At 64.0% G+C, this 20,637-nt stretch carries 15 protein-coding genes; 7 read left to right on the top strand and 8 right to left on the bottom strand.

What is annotated here, in order from left to right; genetic code table 11:
• Positions 1-3: 3 nt before the first annotated feature.
• The 4 genes from RBA40_RS08090 to RBA40_RS08075 all read right to left on the bottom strand — a co-directional run bounded on the left by RBA40_RS08090 (position 4) and on the right by RBA40_RS08075 (position 4,147).
• A complete protein-coding gene (locus RBA40_RS08090) occupies positions 4-426 on the bottom strand; it encodes a DUF2141 domain-containing protein (protein ID WP_306647391.1) in 423 nt (140 codons plus the stop codon).
• Between the two features lie 167 nt (positions 427-593).
• On the bottom strand, positions 594-1,193 hold the full coding sequence (locus RBA40_RS08085) for a DUF2799 domain-containing protein (RefSeq protein WP_306647389.1): 600 nt from the start codon (positions 1,191-1,193) through the stop codon (positions 594-596).
• A gap of 67 nt (positions 1,194-1,260) precedes the next feature.
• Positions 1,261-2,754 carry a DUF4832 domain-containing protein gene (locus RBA40_RS08080; protein ID WP_306647388.1) on the bottom strand — a complete coding sequence of 498 codons (1,494 nt, stop codon included), beginning with the start codon at positions 2,752-2,754 and terminating at the stop codon, positions 1,261-1,263.
• A gap of 94 nt (positions 2,755-2,848) precedes the next feature.
• Complete coding sequence (locus RBA40_RS08075) at positions 2,849-4,147, bottom strand: NAD(P)/FAD-dependent oxidoreductase (RefSeq protein ID WP_306647387.1); 1,299 nt, start codon at positions 4,145-4,147, stop codon at positions 2,849-2,851.
• Positions 4,148-4,457: 310 nt separating this feature from the next.
• Between RBA40_RS08075 and RBA40_RS08070 the strand changes: the two genes are divergently transcribed.
• From RBA40_RS08070 to RBA40_RS08055, 4 genes are all read left to right on the top strand, one after another.
• Positions 4,458-5,255, top strand: coding sequence for a MipA/OmpV family protein (locus tag RBA40_RS08070; RefSeq protein WP_306647386.1), 798 nt, complete (start codon positions 4,458-4,460; stop codon positions 5,253-5,255).
• Positions 5,256-5,336: 81 nt separating this feature from the next.
• Positions 5,337-6,275: a LysR family transcriptional regulator gene (locus RBA40_RS08065; protein ID WP_306647385.1), complete on the top strand. Its 939-nt coding sequence runs from the start codon at positions 5,337-5,339 to the stop codon at positions 6,273-6,275.
• Positions 6,276-6,349: 74 nt separating this feature from the next.
• Complete coding sequence (locus RBA40_RS08060; RefSeq protein WP_306647383.1) at positions 6,350-7,045, top strand: hypothetical protein; 696 nt, start codon at positions 6,350-6,352, stop codon at positions 7,043-7,045.
• Between the two features lie 533 nt (positions 7,046-7,578).
• Entirely contained in the window at positions 7,579-7,950 is a 372-nt protein-coding gene (locus RBA40_RS08055) for a hypothetical protein (RefSeq protein ID WP_306647381.1), read from the top strand.
• An 86-nt stretch (positions 7,951-8,036) separates the two neighbouring features.
• On the opposite strand, the gene RBA40_RS08050 is transcribed toward RBA40_RS08055, so the two are convergent.
• Positions 8,037-9,365 (bottom strand): sensor histidine kinase, encoded by a 1,329-nt coding sequence (locus tag RBA40_RS08050; RefSeq protein ID WP_306647380.1) that lies wholly within the window; start codon positions 9,363-9,365, stop codon positions 8,037-8,039.
• Positions 9,366-9,394: 29 nt separating this feature from the next.
• A complete protein-coding gene (locus tag RBA40_RS08045; RefSeq protein WP_306622860.1) occupies positions 9,395-10,054 on the bottom strand; it encodes a response regulator in 660 nt (219 codons plus the stop codon).
• 88 nt (positions 10,055-10,142) lie between these two features.
• On the opposite strand from RBA40_RS08045, the gene RBA40_RS08040 reads away from it, so the two are divergent.
• The 3 genes from RBA40_RS08040 (at position 10,143) to RBA40_RS08030 (ending at position 16,153) form a co-directional block, all read left to right on the top strand.
• Complete coding sequence (locus RBA40_RS08040) at positions 10,143-11,372, top strand: serine hydrolase domain-containing protein (RefSeq protein ID WP_306647379.1); 1,230 nt, start codon at positions 10,143-10,145, stop codon at positions 11,370-11,372.
• A gap of 207 nt (positions 11,373-11,579) precedes the next feature.
• Positions 11,580-12,680, top strand: coding sequence for a PDDEXK nuclease domain-containing protein (locus tag RBA40_RS08035; RefSeq protein WP_306647377.1), 1,101 nt, complete (start codon positions 11,580-11,582; stop codon positions 12,678-12,680).
• A 110-nt stretch (positions 12,681-12,790) separates the two neighbouring features.
• The gene (locus RBA40_RS08030) at positions 12,791-16,153 is read left to right on the top strand and encodes a membrane dipeptidase (protein WP_306647376.1); all 3,363 of its coding nucleotides are present in this window, start codon (positions 12,791-12,793) and stop codon (positions 16,151-16,153) included.
• A 164-nt stretch (positions 16,154-16,317) separates the two neighbouring features.
• Here the strand turns inward: RBA40_RS08030 and RBA40_RS08025 are convergent, their stop codons facing one another.
• Both RBA40_RS08025 and RBA40_RS08020 read right to left on the bottom strand, forming a co-directional pair.
• Positions 16,318-18,768, bottom strand: a complete 2,451-nt coding sequence (locus tag RBA40_RS08025; RefSeq protein WP_306647375.1) for a TonB-dependent receptor plug domain-containing protein — start codon at positions 18,766-18,768, stop codon at positions 16,318-16,320.
• Positions 18,769-19,347: 579 nt separating this feature from the next.
• On the bottom strand, positions 19,348-20,529 hold the full coding sequence (locus RBA40_RS08020) for a PepSY-associated TM helix domain-containing protein (protein WP_306647374.1): 1,182 nt from the start codon (positions 20,527-20,529) through the stop codon (positions 19,348-19,350).
• Between the last annotated feature and the right edge of the window lie 108 nt (positions 20,530-20,637).

Below are 20,637 nucleotides of genomic sequence, written 5' to 3'. Positions count from 1 at the left end.
GGCTTAGTGTTTCAGGCTGACGGCGGCGCTCAGGCCAGCCGCAGGGAGGGTGAACATGGCGTCGCCGAATTTGGGCGGGCCCATTTTCCCGAGGGCGTTATTACTGAATGCGAAGTCCTCGGTCGGGATGCCCATCATGTTGGCATCCATTTTGCCATTGGCGTTGGCATCGTGGTAGATGGCGTAGGCGTAGTGGCCCGCTGGCAGGTCCTTGATGGTGACCGTGGTGCTGCCTTTGACGGCTTTTCCGCCGGCGCCGCCGACGGGTTTTTTGAGGAAGCTGCCGGCCGAGTCATACAGGGCTACCATGACCGTGCCGTCGTCGCTGCGCACGTCGTCGATGCGGATGGTGAGGTCGGCGGCGCTGGCCAGGGACGCGGTCAGCAGGGCGGCGGTGCAGAAGGCGGTAGCGAGCAGGTGGCGCATGGGGTTCTCCGGTGGGTTTGTGATTGCGATGAAGTGACTTTATCGAAAACAAACCGGGGAGAAGCGGGCATGCGACGAGATGCGGAAAAACGGCGCGAAATGCAGCGGGGCGGCGCGAAATGCAGGCGCCGGCCGGGATGAGGCCCCGGCGCAGCTTGGAGATGCGATCAGCGCAGCATATCGAGCGTGTATTCGGCGGACCGCAAGGCGTCGCGCGCGCCTTGCAGCGAGCGGTCGATGTCGCGCAATTCATTGCGCAGATGGCGCCTGCGCTCGTCGCATTCCCTGCGAATGCGCTTGCGCTCGTCGTCCTTGCTGGTGGCCGCCAGTTGCTTCGATTCGTCATTGTCGGCATCGCGCAACTTGCGCTGCAAACGATCGCTGCGGCTATCGAGCCCACCGATCTCGCTGCGCAAGGTATAGACGGCGAATCCGGCCTGATGGCGGCGGCGGAACTCGAAGTCGAGCGGCGCCGGACAGACACCCGCGTACGCGGTGCCGTTCAGGCCAAGCGGAGCGGCGTTCTCGAGCCGGCAGAAGCTGCGCAAGCCGCGTTCCCTGCCGGCGATGTAGCCGGCCGAATCGACGCTGGTGCCGGCTTTCGCGCAAGCCTTGGCGCGCTCCTCAAGCACGTACATGGGCTTTCCCGCCGTGCCGTCGCGCAGGCCGATATCGTTCCAGTTTGCGGCCTTGCACTCGTCCGGCGTCATCGTCTCGCAGCCAGAAATCAGCGCCCCCACCAACAGTGCGGCGAATGCTCCAATCAAGCTCTTTGTCATCATTGCCCTCGCAATTTGTCTGGTGAATCCGATGCTACCATGGGAGCGCCGCTTGTCAGCGCCGGCGCACGCTGCGCACCGTCAGGCCGCCGTCGGCATCGCGTTCGCCCAGCACCCAGGCCAGCGGGCGGCGCTGCTGGCCGTCGGCCGGCCGGGCGTCGCGCGCGACCAGGCGCAGCGCATAGGTGCCCGCCGCCAGCGCCGGTATTCGCCAGCTCGATTGCACGCGCGTGGTGACGCCGCCGCCCGCGAGGCTGCCCAGGACCACCGGCACGGTGCCCGACCAGCGCGCCACGCCGCTGGTGTCGACGATTTCCAGCCTGACGTTCCACGGCTCGTAGGTGGGTGCGTTGCCGTTGTTGCGGAAGCTGGCCGCCAGGGTCAACTGACCATCGCCGGTCAGGCTCACCCAGGTGCTGTCGACGCTGTAGCGGTAGCCCGCCTCGCGGCCCAGCATCAGCATGTCGTGCCGTTCCGGGTCGGTGAGCGAGAGCCAGCGCTGGTCGTCCGGCTTGGACAGGGCAAAATTCGCATTGCCCACCGAGGAGATGTGAAATTCGCTGGCCTGGGCGCGCGCCGTCGCCGGTCCGTTGGTCGGGTGGCCGCTTTCAAACGGGCAGAATTCGGCGATGAAGGGCGCTTTGCGCCATTGGTCGGCGAACTGGCGCCACTCGTCCGCGTGATCGGTCCACTGCTTGAAGTAGCCCGCCTGGGCCAGGCAGTCGGCACGCAGGCCCACCGGTTTGCTGGTGATGGTCTGTTCGAGCAGGGCGTAGCGCAGCGCGTCGCGGTTCGCGTACGGGATGAACATGACGAATTGCTGGCTGGGGAAGGCCTCGAAATGCATTTTCGCGAGCGCGCGCCGGGTCTGCGTGGTGGCTTCCTCGATGCCGGCCGGGCGGTTGGTGTAGACGCTCTTGCGGATCGCCCATTCGCCGTACTGGCCGTACAGGCCGACGTCGATCCAGGCGATGCTGGCGGCGTTGCCGGAGGCGGCAATCGCTTGCGCCAGCGCCTGCAGCAGCGCGCGCGAACGCGCCAGGACGAAGGGATCGTTCCAGTCGGGCACCCAGGTCTTGCCGGACGCGGCGCCGGCGTCGGCCCAGAAGCCGCAGCCGTGCAGGCAGGATGCATTGCCGGCCAGGTAGGCGGGGGCATACAGCTGGCCGTCGTCGTAGCCGGCCATCATGCGCAGCCGGAACGCGTACTTGCGGCCCTGGTCGCGCGCCGTCTTCAGGTCGGCCAGGATGGCGCCGAACGTGTACTGGCCTTGCACGCCTTCGAGGTCGCGCCAGTGGTAGCGGCGGAAAGCGTCGCGGGCGGGCGCCGCCTGCGGCACCAGTTCCTGGTTCTGCCAGCGGTGGTAGCCGCGCATGGGGTTGACGGTGTCGTCGCTTTCTACCGGGATGGTGTTGTAAGTACGCGACGCCGAGACGATATCCCAGCCGCCCGCATGGGCCGTACCGGTCGCGCCGGCGGCGGCGAAGAGGGCGCAGGCGAGGCGCCGGCGCGCCGGCGTGGGCAGGCCGAGGGGTGGCAGATGCGGCATGGCGATCTCCTTTGTCCGTGCATGTCAATGATCTTGAACACCAGGCCTGACTATAAACCCAAGCGGCGGGCGCCGGCAATCGTCGCGGCGCGCCTTAATGCAGCTTGACCGCCGGCGAGAGCTTCTCGCGAATCCAGTCCGCCACCGTCTGCGCCGACATCCTCACCACCCCGTGCAGCGCCATCTGGTGCTTGCGGTACATCAGCGAATACAACAACCTGGCCAGCACGCCGCCCACCGGGTATTTGCGCCCGCCGGCCGTGCGCGTGAGCACACCGACCGCCGCCAGCGGCCCGAGCGACACCAGCGAGCCGTAATCGCGGTAGGCGAATGGCGCCTTGAGCGGCGATGCCTGCCCCAGCACCTGCGCCAGGTACATGGCCTGCTGGTGCGCGGCCTGCGCGCGTGGCGGAACCTTGCCCATGATCGGGCACACAAAATTGGCGCAGTCGCCGATCGCATACACGTCCGGATCTTCCAGCGCCTGCAGCGAAGGCGCCACCGCGATCTGGCGCAGGGGGTTGGTGGTCAATCCCAGCGTGGCGCACAGCGGCGGCGCTTCCACCCCCGCCGCCCACAGGGTGATCGCGGACGGGTAGGTGCAGCCTTCCGTATCGAGCACCGCGCCGGCATCGACGCGCGCCACGGCGGTATCGGTCAGCACCTTGATGCCGAGTGCGCGCAAATGGCGGGCGGCGCGCTTGGACAGGCGCGGATGCAGGTGCGGCAGCAGCAGCGAGCCGCGCTCCAGGATGCGGATGCGCACATGGCGCACCGGATCGAGCGCGTGCACATTGTATTTGGCCAGCGTGCGCGCGCTGTGGCTCAATTCGGCCGCCAGCTCCACCCCGGTGGCGCCGCCGCCGACGATCACGATGTCGATGCCGGGATTGAGCTGGCCGCCGGCGGCCTGGCGCGCGCTGGCCTGGATGCAGCCGTCCACGAAGCGCTGGCGGAACGTTTCGGCCTGCGCCACGTCGTCCAGGGTCAGCACGTGCTGCTCGGCGCCGGGCACGCCGAAAAAGTTGGTGACCGACCCGAGTGCCAGTACCAGCTTGTCGTAACCGATCGAGCGGGCGGGGAGCACTTCGGCGCCGTCGTCGGCGATCCACGGCGCCAGCGACACGCGCCGCGTTTCACGGTCCACGCCCAGCACTTCGCCGCGCGCGAACTCGAAGCCGTGTTCGGACGCCTGCGCCGCGTAGTCGATCGCCATCACTTGGGGATCGTGCTTGCCCGAAGCGACCGTGTGCAGCAGCGGCTTCCAGAAATGGGTGGGCCAGCGGTCGACCAGTACGACGCGTGCGCGGCCTGCCTTGCCGGCGCTGTTGCCGAGCCGGGTGGCCAGTTCCAGCCCTCCGGCGCCGCCGCCGACGATGACGATGGTTTCCATGGTGTCTCCTCCTGTAGGTGTCGCGATGTGAAAGTGCGTTGACCGGATGTCAATATAGAGGCGCACGCTACAAAAGAAAAATCAGACATTTGCGGATATCCATAAGCCTCAACTTATACGTATGCATGTGCCGGGGGCATGACCGGTATCAAGGACAAGGACCGAAAGTACCTCCTGGCGCTACGTTTGAGGGCGCCGTTCGGTACACCCGAGGATTGCATGGTGCAGCTTTGGAAAGGTTGCGACACTCCGGTCCGTTGTTTCAAGTTATCAAGCAAACACCGCCAACCTCTACGCCAAGGACACAGTCATGTTACGTTTTCGCCACGCCGCCATCATCTTGCTGAGCACGCTTGCTCCAACCCTTCACGCCGCCGAGATGGGCGTCGCCCCCGCCAAGCCGGGCGAATCGACCATGACGCTGGGCCTGGGCGTGGCAGCCATTCCCGAATACTCCGGCAGCGACAAGAACCGGGCAGTGCCGGTACTGGTGGCCGACTATCAGCACAGCAGCGGGTTTTTCGCCAGCACGGTGAGCGGCATTGGCTACAAGACCAAGTTCGGGCCGGTGTCCCTGAGCGGCGCGCTCGGCGTCGCGCCGAGCCGCAGCGACCGCGATCACGGCATCTCGCAGGGATCCGACGCGCTCAGGGGCATGGGCGAAATCAAGACGTCGGCGCTGGGCGTGTTCGGTGTCGGCTATGAGTTCGACGGCGGCATCGGCATCGGCATGCGCGCCATGATGGCGCTCACGCACCGCGAGCGTGGCAACAGCTATGAATTCGGCGCGCAGGCACCCCTGATCAAGAGCGAAGCGAACCAGCTGGGCCTGTTCGTGACGGCCACCTACAGCGACAAAAAGAACATGCAGGCATTTTACGGTGTTACCGCGTCCCAGAGCCTGAGCTCCGGCTACAAGCGTTACGACACCAAGGCCGGTTTCTCGCGCGTGAATGCGGGCATCAACTGGAACCGCAAGCTGGGCAAGGCATGGTCAGTCAACACCATGGCCGGCGCGGTCAGCATCGTGGGCGACGCCGCCGACAGCCCGATCGTCAAGCGCAAGACGGCGCCATTGCTGGCCGTGACAGTCAATTGCGCATTCTGAACCGGGCCGCGCCAACTGGTCTATCATGGCGTGGCAGAAACGGGTTTGTCGCGTAATTCACACATCGATAGGGAATAGCTTATGTATCACGCCAGCTTCCGCCAGCTCCAGTCGCTGGTTCTCGTGGCCCGTCACGAGAGCGTGTCGAAAGCGGCGGAGGCCATGCACGTGACGCAGCCGGCGGTGTCGCTCCAACTGCGCACGCTGGAAAGCATCACCGGCGTGGCGCTGGTGCGCAAGGACGGGCGCGGCATCCAGCTGACCGCGGCCGGCGAGGTGATGGTCGATTTCGCCGAACGCATCCTGCGCCTGTGGGAGCACGCCGGCGACGAACTGTCGGCGCTGCAGGGCGTCACCAGCGGCACGCTGCGCATCGGCGCGGTCACCACGGCCGAGCATTTGCTGCCGCCGCTGCTGGTGCCGTTCACCTTGGAGCGGCCCGACGTGCGCCTGAAACTCCAGGTCGGCAACCGGGTTGAAATCGTCAACATGCTGGCGCGCCAGGAGATCGACGTGGCCATCATGGGCACGCCGCCGCGCGAACTGCGCACCAACGCGGCCCGCTTCGCGCGCCATCCGATGGGTTTCGTGGCCGCCGCCGACCATCCATTGATGAAGAAGCGCAAGCTGACGCTGGCCGATGTGGTGGGCGCCAACCTGCTGGTGCGCGAGCGCGGCTCGGGCACGCGCACGGCGGTGGAGCGGCTGTTCAAGGAGGGTGGGCACGCGCTTAACTTCGGCTCCGAAGTGTCGTCCAACGAGGCGATCAAGCGCATGGTGTCGGCGGGCCTGGGCGTGGGCTTCCTGTCGGTGCACGCCTGCGCGCTCGAATTCAAATCCGGCTTGCTGCGCATGCTGCCGCTCAAGGGCAATCCGGTCGACGCCGACTGGCAGGTGATGCACCTGGCCGGCCAGCCGATCCCCAAGGTGGCCGCCGCGTTCCAGGATTTTGTGATTGAACACGGCCAGGAGCTGGTGCGCAGCGAGCTGGAAGGGTTTTACCAGCGCAGCGCGAGTTAGCCCGGCCGCATCCTCGCTACTGTACGATGGCATCCCGTCTGTCCGCGTTCAAGTAAGAGAAAGGTAGTCTCCACATGGCAAAAGCAGGACCATCTCAAGCGGTACTCGACCAGCTGGTTCCCATCATGGTCGAGACGGGCTATAAGTACCGAAAGAAGAATCATTCATTCCTGCGTCATACCGGACCGGCGTCCCAGGAATTCATTGTCCTCTTCGATGGCCGTGGCGGGTTTGTTTCGGTTACCGGTGCAGATTGGGTGAGGTTCGACAAACTCGATGCCTTGAGTAAGAAATTGACCGGTACAGGCATCCACCATGTGGCGGGAGGCGGGTTTGCCCAGACAGGGGTAGTACCGCGGCAATACGATATCTACGATAGCGCCTATGCAAGCTTGACGCCAAAGCAAAAGGGCGCCGTCGATCCGGCGCTGGTTCATCCCCAGGAACGGGTCGATGCAGCCGTGCGGTTCATCGTCGACACCCACGAGCGCTACGTGGTACCGTTATTTGATCGTGTGAACAGCTATCGTGCACTGGCCGATTTTCTTCTTGAAGGTCTTCGCGGGGGAGACGTCCTGTTTCCACAAGTGCCGCATGCCATTCCCATGGCGCTGCTTCTCGCCGCAGTATTGGGCGACGACCCCTCCGAAATCCTGGCGCATGCCGACAGGTGTGCGCCGATCTACACTGGCTCGGATATTCGCGCCTTGGTAGCGGCCATGCAAAACGCCATCAGGCAGGCACGGCCGGAAGACTTATTGTTACAGTAAGTGAGATCGCGGGCGCAACGCCGCATTCTTCTGCTGGTTGGCGACTACATGATCTAAAGGCCAGCCACCGAATTGCTCAGCAATTCCCTTTTTCCACCCCTGTACGGCTTTTCCTTGGCGGCACTGCCCGCCTCGAAAAGCCGGGCAGCGCCTTGCCTGCGGTTGACAGCGGCCGTGTCGGCACACCGGTGCCACGGCTGGTTGAACTGGCCTCGTGCGCCGGCTTATCCTCGCCGCTCCGCGTACCCCGTAAAACGCATCAGATTGATTGAGCTGTCCCAACGGAGGCTTAAAAGATCGCGACATGATGGGAACTAACTCCGAGTGCCACGTCCTGATGCGAGAACCATGGATCGAATCAGAAACGCTATGCGAGCGGTACGACGAGGAGAGCCTGGTTCAATCGCCACGGTAAGCCTGTCAGCACCTGCAGGGGGAGGATTGATCTCAATTGAAACCACCTTTTGCGAGAAAGTCAGCCAACCCGCGCTTTGAAAGCGTGGTTCGTGTACCTGGGAGAAATGGGAGTAATCATGTCTAAGCAAATCACGCTGAAAGCCGTTGTGTTGACGGCTACGATGTTCGCGTTAGCCGGGTCAATGCACTCTGCGTGGGCACAAAACGCCAAGACTTGCCGTTCGTCCGAGGGACGTTGCCAGACCGGTACGGTCAATGCCGGTGCGGACAAAAAGATCGCTTACCGGTGCACGATCAATATTGCATACGCTCCCGATCTTGGCCATTGCAGGATCGTCGATTCCGAAACCGGCAGGTTTGTCTTGAGCGATAACTTCAGAGGCGATACCAATGACCATGAAGTGAAAACCCGCACGACAGGTGCACATTATTGCGTAGTAGACGCACTCGGACCGGACAGGGGAACTGTGTATTGCAAAATTCAATAGGCTGGCGAAATTCGTCAGCGATCGGCCTGGAACGTCAGGCATCCTCGAACCGGCACGGCAGCCGCGCAAGTCATCGGCAGTTCCTATCATGGCGGCGCCGCGATCCGCACGACGAAGCGGCAACCTCGCCCGCCCGGGCCAGGCGTCAGCGTGACCGTGCCGTTCATCCGCAAGGCGGCCTGCTTGACGATTGCCAGGCCGAGGCCCGAGCCGGTCTTGTCCTGCGACCGGGCGCGGTAAAAGCGCTCGAAGATATGCGCCCGGTCCGGCTCCGCGATACCCGGCCCGTCATCGGCGACGGCGAGCGTCAGATAGCCGTTGTGCCGATCCAGCTCGACGCCGATATTGGCGCCGGCATGCGCGTAGCGCAGCGCGTTGTCCAACAGGTTGCTCAGGATCGATTGAAACGCATGCACCTCGAGCGTGAACGGCAAGCGCTCGGGCGCCTCCAGCGCCAGTTCGATGCCGTTCTCCATCGCTGTCGGCGCCGCCCGCGCCAGTTCGTGGCGCACCAGATGGGCCACGTCGACGGTGCCGCTGTCGCCGATGCGCGTGCTGTCCACCCGCGCCAGCGCTAACAACTGCGCAATCAGGTGCGATCCGCGCGCAATCGCCTGATCGAGATGGCGCTGCGCCTCGCGCCGCCCCTCCAGTTCAGGCTCGATGGCCAGTACGTGGGCCTGGGCGGAAATGACCGCCATTGGCGTGCGCAGTTCATGTGCGGCGTCCTGGACGAAGCCATGTTCGCGGGCGATTTTCTCGCGCAGTTGCGCAAGCAGGCGGTCCAGCGCACCCGCCAGCGGCGTGAGCTCGGCATAGATCGGATCGACGCCGGTGGGCGACATGTCGTCGGTGCCGCGCGCGGCGATCCGCTTGCTCATTTGCCGCAACGGGCGCATGCCGCGCGAGACGGCAATCCAGACCGGCAGCAGAATGCAGGGAAAGGCGATCAGCAGATAATAGACCAGGTCGCGCGTGATCGACATCAGCAAAAAGCTGTCGTCCACCCTCGACCCGGCCACCGTGACCGTCCAGCGCCCGGCCGTGCCCTTGAAAACCCGGAACGACCTGCCATTGACACGTGCCGTCGTCAGCGCGCCGACGTCGCCGTCCGGCAGGGCGGGGCCGGCCGCGGGGGATGAATACAAGCGCGTTCCATCCTGATCGTTCAGCTGGATCAGCATGAGTGCCGGAATGTCGTAGGTGCGGTAGAGCCGCTCGATCTGTTCCGATGTGGCTGCGGCGACGGCGCGTGCTTCTCCCGCATTGTCGAGCCGCGCCAGCGATGCGCCCAGTCCCTGTCCCACCTCCTGGATGCTCTTGTCCGTGACGGCCGGATCTACCGCCTCGATGAATATCACCGCCAACAACAAGATCCAGGCGATGAAAAACGCCATCATCAGCGCCAGGACCACGCGCCTTACCAGCGTGGGGCGGAGAAAATTCAGCATGGGACGAGCATGTAGCCAACCCCGCGCACGGTGCGAATCCGATGCCCGCCTATCTTGCTGCGCAAGTTAAAGATATGCACGTCGATGGCGCCAAAGTTGACCGGCTCGCCGAGCGGTTCGAGGCGCTCGGACAGGGCGCTTTTCGACACCACGACGCCCGGTTCGCGCGCCAGTTCCAGCATCAGCTGAAATTCGCGGCGCGATAAATCGACGGGATTCCCGGCCAGTCGCGCCAGGTAGGACTTCGGCTCCAGTTCCAGATCGCCGATGGTCCACACTTGCGTGGACTGCTGCGCATAGCGGCGCAGCACGGCGCGCATGCGGGAAGCCAGTTCCACCGTGGCGAAAGGCTTGACGATGAAATCGTCCGCACCGCCGTCGAGTCCCGCGATGCGCTCTTCCAGTGCGCCGCGTGCCGTCATGATAATGATGGGAATTGCCACGCCCTCGCTGCGCCAGCGGGCCAGCAGCGTTTGCCCGTCGCCGTCCGGCAGCGACAGGTCCAGCAGAATGCAGGCGTAATGGAGGCCCTCGAACGAGCGGGGCGCGTCGACGGCCTGGCGCAGCCACTCGCTGCTGAAACCTTCCAGACGGAGCGCTTTCTGCAGGGCTCGACCGAGGTCGAGATCGTCTTCAATGATCAGTATGTGCATCGCGCATTATAGATTGTGCCGTCTTAAGATTTGCAAAAGAATACTGTTGCGATAATCGCGTCTTACTTTGAACCGAAGAAGGAGTCGCATGAAATTGTTATCGTATCTACCTGGCGCAACGCAGTCCGTCACTGGCGCCGCTTTCATTGCCGTGCTGGCCGGATGTGGCGGCGGAAGCAGTGGCGACGTGGCGTCGAATGCCGGCAAATCGCTCACTTGCGCGGCGCAGCGGCCCGGCGCATCGGTGGCCGAAGTGCTTGCTTGCAGCAACGATCTGAATGGCAAACTCGACGCCGCCATGAAGCCTTTCATGGCCGCCAACGGCATCACCGCCGCCACGGTGGCGGTGGCCAAGGATGGCGTCATGCTCGCCGAGCGTGGCTATGGCCATCGCGACAGCGCCGGCCAGGTTGCGCTGCCGGCCGATGCCCTGTTCATCACCGCCAGCATCGTCAAGCCGGTCACCGCCGCAGCGATCCAGACACTGGCGCGCGAGCGCAAGCTCGCCCTCACCGACCATGTGTTTTGTACCGGGCTCAACGCTCCATGCTGGCTGGCGCGCGAGCTGCAGCCGGCCTTGCCCGATGCCCGGGCAGGCGCGATCACCATCGCGCAGCTGCTGGAACATCAAGGTGGCTGGGATGCCGACATCAGCGGCGACCCGATGCAATCCGAGTTCGATATCCAGCAATCGCTCGGCTTGTCGGCGCCGCCGCAACAGGACGATATCATTCGCTATGTCCTGCGCCAGCCACTCGATTTCGTCCCCGGTACCAAAACGGCTTATTCGAATTTTGGCTATCTGTTACTCGGACAGATCATCGAAAAGGCGTCCGGGGCGGGCTACGTAAGCTACGTTCAAGAAAACATCATGGGGCCGCTGGGCGTTCCAAAGGACGATTTCCAGGTGATGCGCTCGCTGATACGCGACCGACATCCGCGCGAACCGCAGTACATCACGACGTTCATGGCGCCCAGCGTCTTCGTGCCCGGCACCACTGTCCTGGCGCTCGACGGCGCCGTCCGGGCCGACAATTGGGCCCCGGCCGGCCAGATTATCGCCACGGCGAAGGCGATGACGCTGTTCGCGGCCCACTACCGCATGCCGGACGGCGTGCCGCTCAACGGCGCGACAAATAATTATGGATTCAGCGGCGCCGATCCCGGCGTTGCAACAGTGCTGCGCCAGCTCCCGTCTGGCATCAGTTACGCGGTGATGATGAATAAGCTGGACGAAAACAATTCATCCGGCGACGCATCGTATCAGCTCCAGGCTCTGCATCGGATCGAGGCGGCGCTCAAGGACGCGGGCCTGTAGCGCCGCGCGGATCAGCAGGCAGGTGGCGCCGATGAAGGTGCCCTTGCCCTGGCTGGCGCCATGCCTTGGCGCAGAGTGATAAGCTTTTTTGTACTACCGCGATGCAGTCCAGATCGGATTGCGCGCGAGATGGCACCCCGCATTCGATGCCGCACAGTTGGCCTCCTGACGCATCATCCTTCAATCGCTCCTGGAAAATAGACGAAAATGCCTGAGCAAACACTTCTCTCCGATGCGGAACGGGATCTTCCGTCCTTGTTGAGTGCGCTTGGTGAACTCATCCGCCAAGCACGCCAGCGTTCGCTACGCGCCGTCGACACGATTCAGGTGCAAACCTGTTGGGAGGTGGGCCGGCATATCGTCGAGTTCGAGCAGGGCGGGGCGGCGCGCGCGGTCTACGGCCAGCGCCTGTTGCCGGAATTGGCCAAAGCCCTCACGGCGGAGTTCGGCAAAGGATTTGACGAGCGCAATTTACGCAACATGCGCGGCTTTTACCTGGCATTTCCAATTCGGAACGCAGTGCGTACCGAATTGAGTTGGACCCACTACCGCACGCTGCTGCGGGTCGACAGCGACACGGCCAGGGCCTGGTACATGAACGAGGCGGCCGCGCAGCACTGGAGTTCGCGCGCGCTCGAACGGCAGATCGGCACGCTGTACTATGAGCGTCTTCTGGCCAGCCAGGACCGTGGCGCCGTCGAACGGGAAGCCGGCGTCCAACTGGCGGCACAGAACACGGGACCGCGCGAATTTGTGCGCGATCCGGTGCTGCTGGAGTTTCTCGGCCTGCCGGGCGCTGGCAAACTGGTGGAATGCGGGCTTGAGCAGGCATTGATGGACCACTTGCAGTCCTTCCTGCTCGAACTGGGCAAGGGTTTCGCCTTTGTCGCCCGGCAGGAGCGTATCAGCACCGGGAGCCGCGATTTCTATGTCGATCTGGTGTTTTACAATTACCTGCTCAAGTGCTTCGTCGTTTTCGACCTCAAGCGAGGCGAATTGAGCCATCAGGATATCGGCCAAATGGACATGTACGTGCGCATGTTCGATGAGCTCAGGCGCGGGCCGGACGATAATCCGACTGTCGGCATCATTCTATGCACCACAAGGACGCTTCCGTCGTGCGCTATTCCGTTCTGGACGGTAATGAGCAATTGTTTGCCGCCAAATACAAACTGGTCCTGCCCAGCGAGGAGGAACTACGGGCCGAACTCGAACGCGAGCGCGCCCAGCTGCAACAGGCACAACAAGCGCAACACTGAACGAACTGCGCCTGGCTGCCGCCCGCGCGGTTGGTCCGGCTGTGTTTGATAGCACGCAAGCGCTCGGCAAGACCAGGGCTGTAGTCTGGAACCTCGACTTGGGGGGACAGTATGGCTTCGCTTTGGCGCACCTTGGCATTATTTCTTGCGGTCTCGGGCATGACCGCTTTTCCAACCCGGCTGGTGGCGCAATCGACCATCGTCGACTCCGAGCGTCACCTGCTGCCGCCGCCGGACAGGGTACCGGGGCAACCAGAGGTGCGCATCGACATCTCGCGCCAGCTACCCCGGCACTGGGACTTCGAAGATGGCACCCTGCAAGGCTTCACCTTCGAAGCGGTCGGGGGCAGCACCGGCAGCGCCTTTCACAATCAGCCGACCTTCGGCGATAACGTCTCCAGCAGGCGGGCCCTGAACACGGCGTCGCTGCGCCTGCCGCCAGACCCGTGCGCCGGCCTGGTCCTGGACGAGGCGATCACCTGCGAATTCGGCGCGGGCGCGCAGTTATCCTACCTCAAGCGGCTCAACGCCGATTTCACGCGTTTGCGCAACAGTCTGGCGACGGTGGGCGGCAGCTACGCCGATGCGCCTTTCCCGATCGGGAAGAAAGGCCTGTACTGGCTCGGCACCGCCGAACACCGGCCCTCCGCCTACGCCAGCGCCAACACCATGCGCCATGCCATCCCCTCGCACCCTCCCTCGGCTGGCTGGGGCGCCCTGCAGGCCGAGCGCCGGGTGGGACGCATCGTGTCCCCCGAGATCGAACTGCAGCACGACTACTTCCACCTGTTGGTGGGCGGGGGCTGCACGTCCGATGTCGGCGTGTATCTCCAGTACCGGCGTCCGGTGCTGGGCAACGGGGCGCTCGGCCGCGACGACCTGCCCGGCCTGCGCGGCTTGCCGGGCACCGGCGGGGGCCGCCGCAGCGCACCGGCGCTGACCTATGTCTGGGAAACGCTGCTCGACCGTGGCGGGCAGCCGGTGGCCGCGCGTGGCCACTGCATCGAAAACATGGTGCGGGTGTCGTTCAACATCGGCAATTTGCGGGGAACCAGGGCGCGCATCATGATCGAAGACCGGGCCACCGGCCCCTGGGGCCACATCAACGTGGATGACATTTGGCTGAGCAATACCGCGCCGGCGCCAAGCTCGCGCGATACCGATCCGGTCTGGGGCGTGGCCGACCTGCATGCCCATCTAATGAACGAGAAAGCTTTCACCGCCTATGGCGCGAGCGGCCGCCTTCCGCAAGCGCGCGCGCTGTGGGGCAGCGCCTTCGGCCCCATCAGTTCACTGGGCAACTGCAACGATACCCATACCACCAGCGACCTGCATTTCAGCCCGCACCAGGACGAGCTCCTGGGCACCACCTACACGCTGTGCCGCGATGTTTGCCTGAACCTGCTCGAAGGCGCCGGCGTGCCCGACCTGCCGGGCGACCAGCTGTCGCAGGACGGTGTGTTCAAGGGCTATCACAACAATCACGACAGCGGCTACCCGGCCTTCAGAAACTGGCCGATGTGGTATTCGGCCATCCACCAGCAGATGCACTGGACCTGGGTGGAGCGCGCCTACCAGGGTGGCGTGCGGCTGATGGTGGCGGCGGTGGGCAATTCGGAGGTTGTTTCCTTTGCCATGGTCAAGGAAAAGCACCTGCCGTTCAGCTCCGACCAGGACGCGCTGGCGTTGCAAATTCCCGCCATTAAGGAATTCGCGCGCCTCAATGCCAGCTGGGCGCAGATCGCCTACACGCCGCAGGAGGCACGCCGCATCATCAACAGCGGAAAGCTGGCAATCGTCATCGGCGTCGAGCTCGACCACATCATGGACAGCAAGCACTGCGATCCCGGCGTCACCACGCTCGCCCACCACACGGCGCGCGAATACGCCCACCCCGGCCCATGGGCATCGCAAATGGGCGTGGACCTGGCGGCCGCGGGCAGCATTGCAACGGCTGCGCAGTTCATCGGTGCCTCGACCCGCGTCATGCATACCGACGCCCATCCCCAAACCTGCACGCCGTCCCAGATCGAGGCCCGCGTCGACGCGCTGTACCGCGAAGGCGTGCGGCATGTCATTCCGCTCCATTTCGCCGACAGCATGCTGGGCGGTTATGCGATCACTGGCGACCTGTTCGTCGCCAGCGCCATCTTCGGCGACCCGTCGGCCCGCCCGCCCACGCTGATGACGCAGGATGAGCTGACCGCACAGTACGGCGACAGCGTGCGCCCGTTCGTGCCCGTGCCGCGCGAAATCTACCCTGGCGAGAATCGCGACCGCGAGGAGCGCTGGCGGCGCGCGCTCCCGCTATCGTTCAAACTGTCCGACGTGACGGTGCCGATCTGGGCCAGGCTTTCCCCCGCCAGCATTCTCGACGGCAGTATCGTTCCGCCGGGAATCGGGCGCACGATTGTTCAACACCTGGCCGGACAATGCATCGACGATGAGGCCGCGCGCTGGTTCGCCGGCATCGTTTTCTTCGGCGCGAGCGAACTGTCGTGCGCATTGTCGACCCTGACCGCCGCTGCCATCGACGCTGCGCGCAACACCCTTCCGTACGAAGGCGCGACCGATACGCCGGCCATGGTGCCGCTCGCGCTCGATCAGGCGAAACGGGACCTGCCGTTTCACGTCAACGCGCGCGGCCTGAGCGGCGACGGCGAGCGCTTCGTGCGCTCGATGATGCGGCGCGCAATGCTGATCGATATCCAGCACGCATCCGAACGCACCAAGAATGGCATCCTGGCAGTGACCGGCCCCTATCCCGTCATGGCATCGCATGGCGGTGTACAAACCGGCCAGACCCGCCACACCGAGAACGTGCTGTCGCGCCAGCAGATGCGCGACGTCTACGCGCCGCCCGGCGGCTTCACGCCCGGGATCGTGGGGCTCGGCATGCAGTCGTCGAGCGCCTTGGTGGAGCAGATCACGGAGGTGGCCACGGGCGGCTTCCCGTCCCAGGCACAGCGGGACGTGGCGCTGCACACGCGCGGCGTGGCGCTCGGCAGCGATTTCAACGGCTTGGACTGGCACGCCGCACCGCGCTTCGGCCAGTTCGCGTTCTATCACGGCACCGGCACCGGCAACCCGGCGCGCGAGCGCAGCGAACGGCAGCGGTTCGGGCGCTATGGCGGCATCGGCAACCGGGTCAATTATGCCCCCTATCCCGCCGGGACCAATCCGTGGGCAAGCACCGTGCCGGAATGCGATCCGCCCTGCCGCGGCTGGAGCGCGCGCGCGGCCACGCACACGCCGCTCAACGCCCATCAGGTGACCCGCAACGGCGTGACGACGCGCAGCTTCGACATCAATTACGACGGCCTGGCGCACTACGGCATGATCCCCGACTTCCTGCAGGAGTTGACCGTGCTTGGTACCCGCGCCGAGGAAATGGGCACTTTGTTCCGTTCGGCCGAATCGCTGATCAGGATGTGGGAAGAATCGTGCTTTCTGGCGTATCAGGAGGGAACCACCCCGGCGAGCCTGGTGCGCGGATGTGGAGAGCGCCGCTTGTACGAATAGGCCGCCATTGGTGCATGGCCCACCTGGGCAGTTGCGCACGCATGCGCGGGGAGTACAGAAAGGAAGCGGCCGGCGCTGCGCTGGAAGGATTTTCCAGCGCAGCGCCGGCCTGGTCATCACCGGCTCAAGACGGCGATATCTTGACCGGCCGGATCATCGGGTGATCAGAAGCGCACGTTGAGCGACATATTGTATGCGCGGCCCAGCTGGCTGAAATGCGAGCCATCGTAGGTCACGATCGGGTAGCGTCCGTTGAAGGTGATCAGGTTGACCTGGGTTTCGCGCGGCGTCATGCCGGTCTTCGGATCCTTGGCCGTGCTGGTCAGGATGTCGTTACCCTTGGCGGTGTTGTTGACTGGCTTCAGTTCCCACTTCGGCAGGACGTCGAACATATTGTTGACGTTGAACGACAGGGTGGTGTTGTTCGTCAACTGGTAGTTGAGCGCGAAGTCGGTCACGGTGCGGGTCTTGAACTTGACCATCAGGTTGTCGTCCAGGCCCGCATTGCGGAACTGGGTCGGGCCGTACAGCGTGTTGTTGAGCGAGAAGTTCAACTTGCTGTAATCCAGATCGAGACCGAGCACCGTCTTGTGCTTCGGACGCGAGGTGAACATCAGCGCTTCCTGGGTCGCGTCGAGCACCGACTGGCGCGCGGCGGCAATCGCCGGCGGGTTGTTGATCTCGCCGTCACGCTCGTTTTTCAGCGTGTAGTTACCCGACAGGTTCACCGCCAGCTTGCCGTCCAGGGCAGGGATATTCCTGCGGCTGACAACGTAGTCGATGCCGGAAGTCTGGCTGTCGAGCGCATTGGCGAAGAAGCTGAGCGAGACCACGCCGCCGGCGGCGAGGATCTTGTCCAGTTCCTGCGTCGAATCGCCCGTCGGCTTGATTTCCTTGCCCAGGATGATGCGGTCTTTCAGCGAGATATGGTAGTAGTCGAGCGTGACGCTGGTGTTGGCATCGGGCGTCAGGCCCAGGCCCAGCGTCACGTTTTTCGACTTTTCCGCTTTCAGATGCGGCACGTTGAGCGCGCGCGCTTCGGACGACATATTGTTGGTCAGGCCCGATACCTGGATGCCCGAGCCGGGCACGAAGGCGTACTGCTTCTTCTGGGTGTAAATCTGGTGCAGCGACGGCGCCCGGAAGCCGCTCGAGAGCGAGCCGCGCAGCGTGATCATGTCGCTGACCTTGAAGCGGGTGCTCAGCTTGCCGACGGTGGCGTTGCCGAAGTCGCTGTACTTTTCGTAGCGGCCGGTCAGGTCGATCAGCCACTGCTTGGTGATGTCGAACATGCTGCCGCCGTAAACGCCGTAGTTCTTGCGGTCGGCCGACAGGGCGTTTTCCGGCATGTTGCCGGCATACGAATCGGCGCCGCCCGCGGTGTACGAAGCGAATTCGCCGGCGATGACGTCATACTTTTCCCTGCGCAGCTCGGTACCGGCATACACATTGAAGGAATCGCTGACCTGCTTGGAGACGTCGGCATTGACCACGGTGTGGCGAAAGCGCGTGCCGCCGGCGTCGAAGCTGGTCGGCGAACGCGGGCCGGGGGTCTTGCCCGCGGCGATGGCGTCGAGACGCGCGTTTTCGATGCCGCGGTTGACCGAGTTGTGCACTTCATAGGCTTGCTTGTTGCCGCCGATGGTCAGGCTGACGTCGCCGTTCCAGTCGCCCACGGAAAACTTGGCGCCCAGGGTCGCGTTGTAGTCGTCGAGCTTGCCGATGAAGTCGGGCACATAGCCGACATACGGCTGGTCGGCCGCATGCAGCAGGCCGAAGTCGGTCGGACGCCAGTACGGCGTGCGGTAGTTGGCGAAGCTGTTGACCTGCTTCTTGACGTAGGCCGCATTGCCGTAAATGCTGAACTCGTCGGTGATATCGAGACGGCTGTTGACCAGGAACTTGTTGGCCTTCGTTTCAGGCGAGCCGTTGATGTTGCCGGCGGTAGGGTACTTGGCCAGGAATGGCAGCACGTCCTTTTGCAGGTCGGCGCCGAAGTCGGCAGCGTCGCCGCGGCCGTCGACGATGCCCGAGCGTTCGGCCAGGCCGACTTTCGACACGTCGATGGTGTAGTTGACGAAGCCTTTGTCGGACAGGCGTATGCCATGGTTCAGGCTCAGGGCGCCCATCTTGCCATCGCCCTCGTGGGTCATGCCGGCGCGCGCGGTCAGCGAGCCGCCGTCGGGATTATCTTTCAGGATGATGTTGACCACGCCCGAAATCGCGTCGGAGCCGTATTGGGCCGACGCGCCGTCGCGCAGCACCTCGATGCGCTTGATCGCATCTTGCGGAATGGCGGAAATGTCGGAACCGCTTTCGCCGCGCCCTGGCGAGGTCTGGGTGTAAATCAGCGCGCTCGAATTCTTGCGCTTGCCGTTAATCAGGATCAGCGAGCGGCTCGGACCCATGTTGCGGATCTCGTAAGGATCGAGCAGGGAGGTGGCGTCATTGACCGGGGTCTGCACGGTGTTGAACGACGGCACGCGCATGCCCAGGGCCTTGTCCAGCGAGATCTGCCCAGTCTTGTTCAAGTCTTTGGTATTGATGATGTCCACCGGGACCGGGGCATCGACGACGGTGCGCTGCGAACCGCGGCTACCGGTTGAAACGATCACGACTTTCTGAATTTCTTCCGCAGGGGCTGCCGCGGGGGCGGCAGTGTCGGGAGCGGGTGGCTGAGGCGGAGGGCTTTGCGCGACGGCGGCGCCAGTGGATAACAACATGACTGCAATTGGAAAAGTCTTTTTCATTAAAATCTCTCTTGGCGGATGCAGTTAGATCAAGAAAAGCTCAAGCTGTCGCCTCACCCTGAATGGGAAAACGGGTGAAAACAGGCGACCTTTGCAGCCTTGTTGCGTGAGGTGGACTTGTTTCAGATGTGCCTGCCGTGGCGTGAGCTGCCTCGGGCGCAGCGAAAAACGCGGACACCTCCCCATGTTCAATGTTTGTTTTGTGGAATATTAATTAACAACGATTGCCGCATCTAATCTATAGACAGAATGTAAGAATGTCCATGAAATTGAAATCTGGGGCAGGTGGAGTGAACAGAATACAACGAGGGTAGGGAGGCCGGCCTGTCAGCCGGAGAATGCAAGTTTCGCGAAAGGTAAACGGAATAAAGTGTTTGTCCGATGCCGCCGGCGTCGATGGCCAACGGGATATCGCGCCGTGGATGGCGCAACATCACCGTCAGCTCAAGCGGCGAGAGGCTTGGCCTTGCGCTTGCTGGGGCGGTGCAGCTTGATCCAGATGACCAGCCCGGTCACGAAGAACATCAGCGGCACCACGCCGAAGATGCTGATGAAGGTGCGCCCCGCAATGCCGAATGCTTCGCCGGTGTGCAGCGGGAACATCCAGCTCAAAAACGTATCGCCGGCCGGGGCGCGCTGCGGGTCGACCGTGCGCAGCACGCTGGCGTCGCCGGCGTCGATGGATACGCGCGTGGCGCCGTCGCCGGCGCGCAGTTCGCTTGGTTGGCGCAGGCGGATTTCATAAGGCTGGCCGGGCTTGGCCGGCAGCGCCAGGCGCGATACGCGCGCGTGCGGAAACTGCGCCTGCGCCGCCGCCATCGCCGCCGATGGGGCAATCGGCACCGCATCCGGCGCGCTGCGGTTGACCGGCTTGGCGGCCGGGGTCACGGTGGCGAGCACGCCCACCACCGGCAGCACCCACTGCGGCAGATTGAAGTACACGCCCGACACCGCCAGCACCAGCAGCACCGGCGCGGCAAAAAAGCCGCCGGCGCGATGCAGCTGGAAGTTAAAGCGCGGCCAGTTGCCGCCATGGCGCACCGTCAGCGCGCCCTTGATGGCGGACGCCGTCATGCGCGGCCACCACAGCACGATGCCGGTGATCGAGAGCAGCAGCAGCGCCACCCCGGTCACCCCGATCACGGTCTTGCCGGTCTCGCCCGCCACCAGATAGCGGTGAATGTGGAACAGGGTCGACATCAGCTGCGGGCGCGAGAAAGCGAAGCCGCCCCAGGTGCGCTCGCCGGTGACGGCCAGGGTGGCCGGGTCCAGCATCACCTGGCGCGACACGGCCACGTTCCAGGCCGACGCCTGCTGCTTCGGATCGCGGTACCAGGCCACGAACACGTCGCCGGCACGCTCGGGGAACATCAACTGGCTCGGACGCCCGTACAGCGGATCGCGCTGCAGGCGCTCGGTGGCCGCCTGCACTGTGGCCGGCGCCACGCGCATGGCGGCGCCGCGCGCCATGCCGGGCGGCGGGGCGACCTGCAGCAGGGCGGGATTGAGCAGCACATCGAGTTCGTGCATCCACGCCAGCGCGCTGCCGGTCAGGCCGAGGACGACGAGGATGGTCCCGAAAATCAGTCCGGCCCACAGGTGGACAAAGCGGATGGCGGGTTTCATGGGAAGGAACAATCGAGGGCAGGGCACATCGTATTTAATGCTTCTTGAATAATTGAATGGGAATCGTTATCATTCACATTGTACTCCGAATGTCAACACATCTGTCCC

The sequence above is a fragment of the Massilia pseudoviolaceinigra genome, assembly GCF_030846505.1.
GTDB lineage: Bacteria > Pseudomonadota > Gammaproteobacteria > Burkholderiales > Burkholderiaceae_D > Telluria_A > Telluria_A violaceinigra.
Note: the sequence above shows the minus strand (reverse complement) of the source record. Positions and strands in the feature narration are given on the sequence as shown.